Source organism: Phyllobacterium chamaecytisi (genome assembly GCF_020164455.1).
In the GTDB taxonomy this organism is placed as follows: domain Bacteria; phylum Pseudomonadota; class Alphaproteobacteria; order Rhizobiales; family Rhizobiaceae; genus Phyllobacterium; species Phyllobacterium chamaecytisi.
The window spans coordinates 1-6,055 of sequence record NZ_JAIQWW010000050.1 but is presented as its reverse complement, the minus strand read 5'-3'; the positions used below and the strand labels follow the sequence as shown (position 1 = coordinate 6,055).

Here is a 6,055-nt window from a genome sequence, read left to right as displayed (position 1 = left end):
TCCCGAATGCCTTGCGACCCTTGATTGGCTCGCCGAGCTTCATTGCCGACCCCTATGCGGAGAATGTGCTCCAAGAAATCGAACAGGATCATGCGGTTCTTGTCGTTGGCACAGGCCTTACCGCAGCCGACGTGATCGCCTCTCTCGACAAAAACGGGCATCGCGGTGACATCGTTGCTCTCTCGCGTCACGGTTATCGCTCTCGTGGACATGCCACACAAGCAATTGAGCCATTCGGCGGTTTTGGGCATGATGAAACCGCATCCAGTTTATTGAAGACAGTGCGTCAGGTATTAAAGGAAGCGCACAACAAGAGCTTGACCTGGCACCCCGTCCTTGATGCCCTGCGCGATCAAGCACCGGCCATCTGGACTGCATTGCCTTCCCGCGAGCGACGGCGGTTGGTCCGGCATTTGCGGGCGCTCTGGGATGTCCACCGCTTCCGCGTTGCCCCGCAAGTGGAGGATGTGCTGGACCGCCGTTTGCATGAAGGCACGCTTCAAATTCTCGCAGCTTCACTGCATTCAGCGCATGAAACGAGCAGGCGATTCAAAGTCTCATATCGACGCCGTTTCACCCAGAACATTGAAAACGTAGGCTTCGACGCCATCATTATCACCACAGGCCCTGCCCATGCCGCAATTGCCCAAAGCAATCCCGCAGTTCAGTCGCTGTTCAATCAAGGACTGCTTGCGTCTGACCCTGTCGGGCTTGGCCTTCATGCGGCAAAGACCGGCCAGGCAATTGGCAAGAAGGGCGAGATTATCGACAATCTCTTCATTGGTGGGCCGCTGGCGCGTGGTACCTTCGGCGAATTGATGGGCGTGCCGGAAGTCACCCGTTACGCCGAATTCATTGCCGAACGTGTCATAGAAAGAGCCCTTGAAGCACTTCAGTACAAGCAGACGGCCTCTCGGAAAAAGGGTTGAGGACCCATTGCCGGTCCTCAAAATTTGCCTCTCGCAAAAATCTGTGAACGGAGCCGTTCAGCTCCACGCATGAAGCGGGGGCTTTTCACCGTTGAGGAAATAATTTCCAAGGATTGCATATTTCCAGCGGACCGGATCATGCAGTGTATGGGTCCGGGCATTGCGCCAATGCCTGTCCAGATTGTGTTCGGCCAGCGTTGAGCGGGTACCCGCCAGTTCGAAAAGCTTGTTTGTGGCGCTAATGGCGATTTCTGTCGACAGTATCTTGGCCTCAGCGGTAACAATCTGGGCCTCGGCAACTGTTTCCGCATTCGGGTTCAATACGGCGCGGTCGATCGCGTAGCCCGCTTTCTCCAGCAGTGCCTGTGCCGCATGCAGGCGCAGGGTCAGATCACCAACCGCCTGGATAGTGTAGGGATCTTCCCAAGCATGATCGACACCGCTGTCGACCCATGCACGGCTTTTCGTCCGCACGAAGTTCACGGTTTCATCGATCGCCGCCTGGGCAATGCCCGTATCGACTGCCACCTGAATAATCTGGAAAATGGCACCATCAGCAGTTGGCTTGTCGTAGCCCTTGTAGCCCGGCACCAAATGTGATTTCGGCACTTTGACATTGTCAAGGATCACTGTTCCGGACAGTGTGGTGCGTTGACCGAAGCTCGACCAATCATCAATGACAGTCAAACCTGGCGCATCGCGTTCGGCTATCGCATACCAGGCTCGACCTTCGTCATCGAGGGCGACGATCGGAACCAAGTGCGCCAGCAGCGCACCGGAAGAGTAAAATTTCTGGCCGTTGACGATGACATGGTCGCCTTTATCGGTGAACCGCGTTTCGAAATCGGCCGCGCGCTTTGACCCGAATTCAGAAAAGGCATTGCCGAAACGCGTCCCCTTGAGGACTTCGGCAAACAGTAGCTTCTGCTGATCTTCATCCGAAACGGTACGGATCGCTGCCACAACGCCAAGATGATTTTGGGCGATCTGACCAATGGAGGAATCCGCGGCGGAAATGATTTCAATCACCTTTGCAAGTGTCGCGTAGGAAATCTCCGGGCCACCGAATTGTCTCGGTACATTGATTGACCAGAGCCCGCTCTGTGAGAACGCATCCAGTTCGGCAACAGGCCAAATCCGTTCGCGATCGCGCTGCGCGGACTCTTTTGCGAATGTCTCGGCCAATGTCCGCGCGACAGCTATTGCCTCGGCATCGCTGCCGACAACATGAGCGGGCTCAGCAAGCCTTGGAACCGGCGGGACCGCTCTAGCAGCATTGTCGATGTTGACTTTGGAAATGGTCATGGACTTCTCCTTTTCGATATGGATTCAGATGGCAACTGCAGGCGCAGGGCGAACGGGTGCAGAGGCGGCCAACGACACGGTCTTCTGGCCAAGATAAAAGTTCTTGATGTCCTCGTTATCGCGAAGCTCGTCTGCCGCGCCGCTTAAGACGGCGGCACCGTTTTCGAGGATTGTCGCCCGATCGGCATATTTGAGTGCAACTGTCGAATTCTGTTCAGCCACGAGGATGGCAAGGCCGGTTTCCCGGTTGAGCCGGCGGAGCGTCTTGAAAATGTCCTGCACGATCAGCGGTGCAAGGCCCATCGATGGCTCATCGAGCACCAGCAGCCGTGGACGTGACATCAGCGCCCTGCCGATTGCCGTCATCTGTTGCTCACCACCTGATGTCAGGCCAGACAGCGTGCGGCGCTTTTCTTTAAGCCGCGGAAAATACGCATAGATATTTTCCAGATCATCGGCAATTTCTGCCCGCTTGGCGCTCCGGCCAAGCCCTCCGGTAATGAGATTTTCTTCGACCGTCAGGCTGCGGAAACAATGACGGCCTTCCAGCACCTGCACGAGGCCGGACCGGACGAGGTCTGCCGGGCTGATGGCAGACACGTCACGTCCATCGAACTTGATGGAGCCGGCTGTGATCTGCCCCCGCTCCGCCGGGAGCAGGTTCGAGATCCCCTTGAGCGTTGTGGTCTTCCCGGCACCGTTTGCTCCGAGGAGTGCAACGATTTCGCCGTGCCCGACCGTCAGGCTCACCCCGTGCAATGCCGTGATGGCATGGTTGTAAGTGGCTCTGACACCATCGACAGCAAGCAGAGAGTTATTGTGAGCCATAGGATCATCTCCTGAGGTTGGGTTGAAGCAACGCAGCCGAACCGGGCAGCGGCGCTGCCCGGTTCGGCTTGGCTTCAGTTGGTTGCAGCTTCGGCCTGTTCGGAGGTGCGCAGTTTGATACCTTTTTCTGCGGCATAGGCTTCGGCAGACTTCTCGATGATCGGGCGAAGGAGGGCCCAGTCTGGAGCTATCCAATCCGAGACGACATTCCATTTCTTGCCGTCCCACTGCTGGAAGGTGACGTAGCCGTTGCCCTCGTGATTGTCCCAGGTGACATTGATAGAATGGAACAGGCCTTTGGCGCCCAGTGCCTCGACGCGCGCCGGATCGAGTTGGAGATGCTCGAAACCCCAACGCACCTCGTCGCCTGTCAGCGTCCGCTTGCCGAATTTTTCCTGAGCGATGCGAATAGCCTCTACATTCAGGATCCCGTTGACAATGCCAAGATTATGATAGACCGAGCCGATGCGGCTCTTGTTCTCAAGGTTGCCCTTGCCGTTGTCATAGAGTGTCTTGATGATCTCTTTGACCACAGGATATTCGGCGCCGGATGCTTGTGTGGTGATGGCGGTATAGCCTTTCGCGGCCTCCCCTGCCGGAATGGCATCTTCTTCGGAGTTCGACCAGACGTTGCCGACAATATGATCAACCGGGAAGCCAACCTTGGCTGCGCTCTTCAGTGCAACGGGGTTCATCACTCCCCATCCGCGCAGCACCACGTAGTCGGGTTTCGCGCGGCGGATCGTCAGCCATTGCGCCTGCTGTTCATTCCCGGGATGCGGCACTTCGATCTGCTGCAGTTCGAAGCCATATTTCTTCGCCAGAAGTTCGTAGATCGGAATGGTTTCCTTGCCATAGGGTGAGCCGTGATAGAGCACGACAATCTTCTTGCCCTTGAGGTTATCCAGGCCGCCTTCCTTGGAAGCGATGTAATTGACGATGCCTGACGTCTCGCTATAGGGGTTGAGCAACAACGGGAAAACGTAGGGGAAAACACGCCCATCGGTTGAATCGGTACGGCCGTGATTGATGGTGATCAAAGGCACTTTGTCCTTTGTAATGCGGTCGATCATCGCGTAGGCAATGCCGACGGATAGCGGATTCCAGGCAGCGACACCGGGATTGTTTTTAAGACGCTCATAGACTTCAACGCCGCGTTCCACTTCGTACTGCGTTTCGCCTTCCGACCAGGTGAGCTTGACGCCATTCACACCTCCATCGCGTGTGTTGATGAGGTTGAGGTAGTCAATGAACCCACCAAAGAAGCCGGTGCCGCCGGCCGCATAGGGCCCGACACGGTAGCTTTGCAGCGGAAAATACTGCTCGTCGGCATGGGCCGCCGGCAGCGCGACGGCAAGGCCCAGTCCTGCTGCAATCGCAGCGACTTTGAGTTTGCTGAAAATCGTCATTTCTGGATACACTCCTCTCGTTGACCGGAGAAATTTGCCGGTCGGATGTTGATTGCTAGGCAGTTTTTATTGCAGGGAACCGTCAGGCTCCGGTATCGATCACATCCGTCCAAAGACGGCGGCAGATCGTTTTCGAATTCTGTCCCAGAGCGACACCAGACCGTCGGGCTCCAGTATAAGAAACAGAATGATCAAGGCGCCCAGAACGATGCGCTGACTCATGTCGAGCACGCCCGAATTAAAAACGTTTCCGAGCAAAAACGAACCGAGCCTGGAAAGAGCCAAAGGCAGGATCACCAGGAGGGCGGCGCCGAAAAATGCGCCGCGAATGGATGCGAGCCCGCCAATGATTATGATGAAAAGGATCTGGAAGGACCGGTCGAGATTGAACCCGGCAGGCTCCACTGTTCTCAAGTAAGCGAAAGCCCAGAGCACCCCTGCAACGCCGATGATGAAAGACGATATGGCAAAGGCCAGGATTTTCGTCTTCAGGACGGGAACGCCAATGATCCGCGCCGCCGTTTCATTGTCGCGCACGGCAATGAAGTTGCGGCCTGATTGAGAGGACACCAGCCGATAAGCGAGGAAGGTAAGCAGGGTTACGACAGTCAACGAGAACAGGTAGCGACCGACGGCTCCGTTGAATGTAATGCCTGCGATCGACAGTGCGGGCGCATCGATCACACCCGAGGCGGAATCGTTGGAAAACCAGCTGAATTTCGTCAGCGCCCATTGCACGAAGAATTGTGCTGCAAGCGTCGATACCGCGAGATAGAAGCCTTTGAGACGCAGACTCGGCAGGCCAAAAACAATACCGATTGCAGCAGCAGCAAGCCCCGCCAGAATGATACTGCCGATGAGCGGCAACCCCTCGACGCGAAGGTTGAAATTATACGCGGCGAAGGCGCCCACCGCCAAGAACGCTGCGCTGCCGAGCGACACCTGCCCGGCATAACCGGTCAGAATGTTGAGCCCCACCCCAGCCAGGCTCAACGCCAGGAAGGGCAGCAGGATGGCTTCGAACAGATAGCTCGTACCGATGAACGGAATAACGAGATAGGCCAGGCCAAGCAGCAGGACCGGGGGCAGCCATCCCGGAATCCGATGGGAAGTGGAAAAATCGGAAACGATAGCGGTCATTGCCTACACCCTTTCCACCAGCTTTTGTCCGAAAAGTCCGGAGGGGCGTACCAGCAGGAACGCGAGCGCGACGACATAGGCAAACCAGCTCTCGATGCCACCGCCAACATATTCACCGATATAGACCTCGGCGAGCTTCTCCGCGGCACCAATCAATAGCCCGCCAACAATAGCTCCCGCAATGGAATCGAAACCACCCAGGACCAAAACCGGGAGGGCCTTTAGCACGACGAGCGACAGCGAAAATTGCACGCCGAGCCTTGCGCCCCACAGCAAACCGGCGACCAGCGCGACGAGCCCCGCTGCGGCCCAGACAGTTGCCCAAATCCATGGCAAGCGCAATCCGACTGCGAGCGCCGCGAACTGATCATCCGCGACCGCGCGAAAGGCGAGCCCGACACGAGTATACCGGAAGAAAACCGACAACAGCGCGACCATGCTGGC

Annotated in this window: 6 protein-coding genes; 1 reads left to right on the top strand and 5 read right to left on the bottom strand. The window is 56.8% G+C overall.

The window, feature by feature from the left end; all coding sequences use genetic code 11:
- Nucleotides 1-929, top strand: a 929-nt coding sequence (locus LB462_RS30755) for an FAD/NAD(P)-binding protein (RefSeq protein ID WP_370637360.1), incomplete at its 5' end; no start/stop codon positions are given.
- A 57-nt stretch (nt 930-986) separates the two neighbouring features.
- Here LB462_RS30755 and LB462_RS30750 read toward each other — a convergent pair.
- The 5 genes from LB462_RS30750 to LB462_RS30730 form a co-directional block, all read right to left on the bottom strand.
- Nucleotides 987-2,234 (bottom strand): SfnB family sulfur acquisition oxidoreductase, encoded by a 1,248-nt coding sequence (locus LB462_RS30750; RefSeq protein ID WP_224515893.1) that lies wholly within the window; start codon nt 2,232-2,234, stop codon nt 987-989.
- Between the two features lie 24 nt (nt 2,235-2,258).
- Nucleotides 2,259-3,062 carry an ABC transporter ATP-binding protein gene (locus LB462_RS30745; RefSeq protein WP_224515892.1) on the bottom strand — a complete coding sequence of 268 codons (804 nt, stop codon included), beginning with the start codon at nt 3,060-3,062 and terminating at the stop codon, nt 2,259-2,261.
- A 74-nt stretch (nt 3,063-3,136) separates the two neighbouring features.
- On the bottom strand, nt 3,137-4,471 hold the full coding sequence (locus tag LB462_RS30740; RefSeq protein WP_224515890.1) for an ABC transporter substrate-binding protein: 1,335 nt from the start codon (nt 4,469-4,471) through the stop codon (nt 3,137-3,139).
- 99 nt (nt 4,472-4,570) lie between these two features.
- The gene (locus LB462_RS30735) at nt 4,571-5,611 is read right to left on the bottom strand and encodes a branched-chain amino acid ABC transporter permease (protein ID WP_224515888.1); all 1,041 of its coding nucleotides are present in this window, start codon (nt 5,609-5,611) and stop codon (nt 4,571-4,573) included.
- Nucleotides 5,612-5,614: 3 nt separating this feature from the next.
- Nucleotides 5,615-6,055, bottom strand: a 441-nt coding sequence (locus LB462_RS30730) for an ABC transporter permease subunit (RefSeq protein ID WP_444359190.1), incomplete at its 5' end; no start/stop codon positions are given.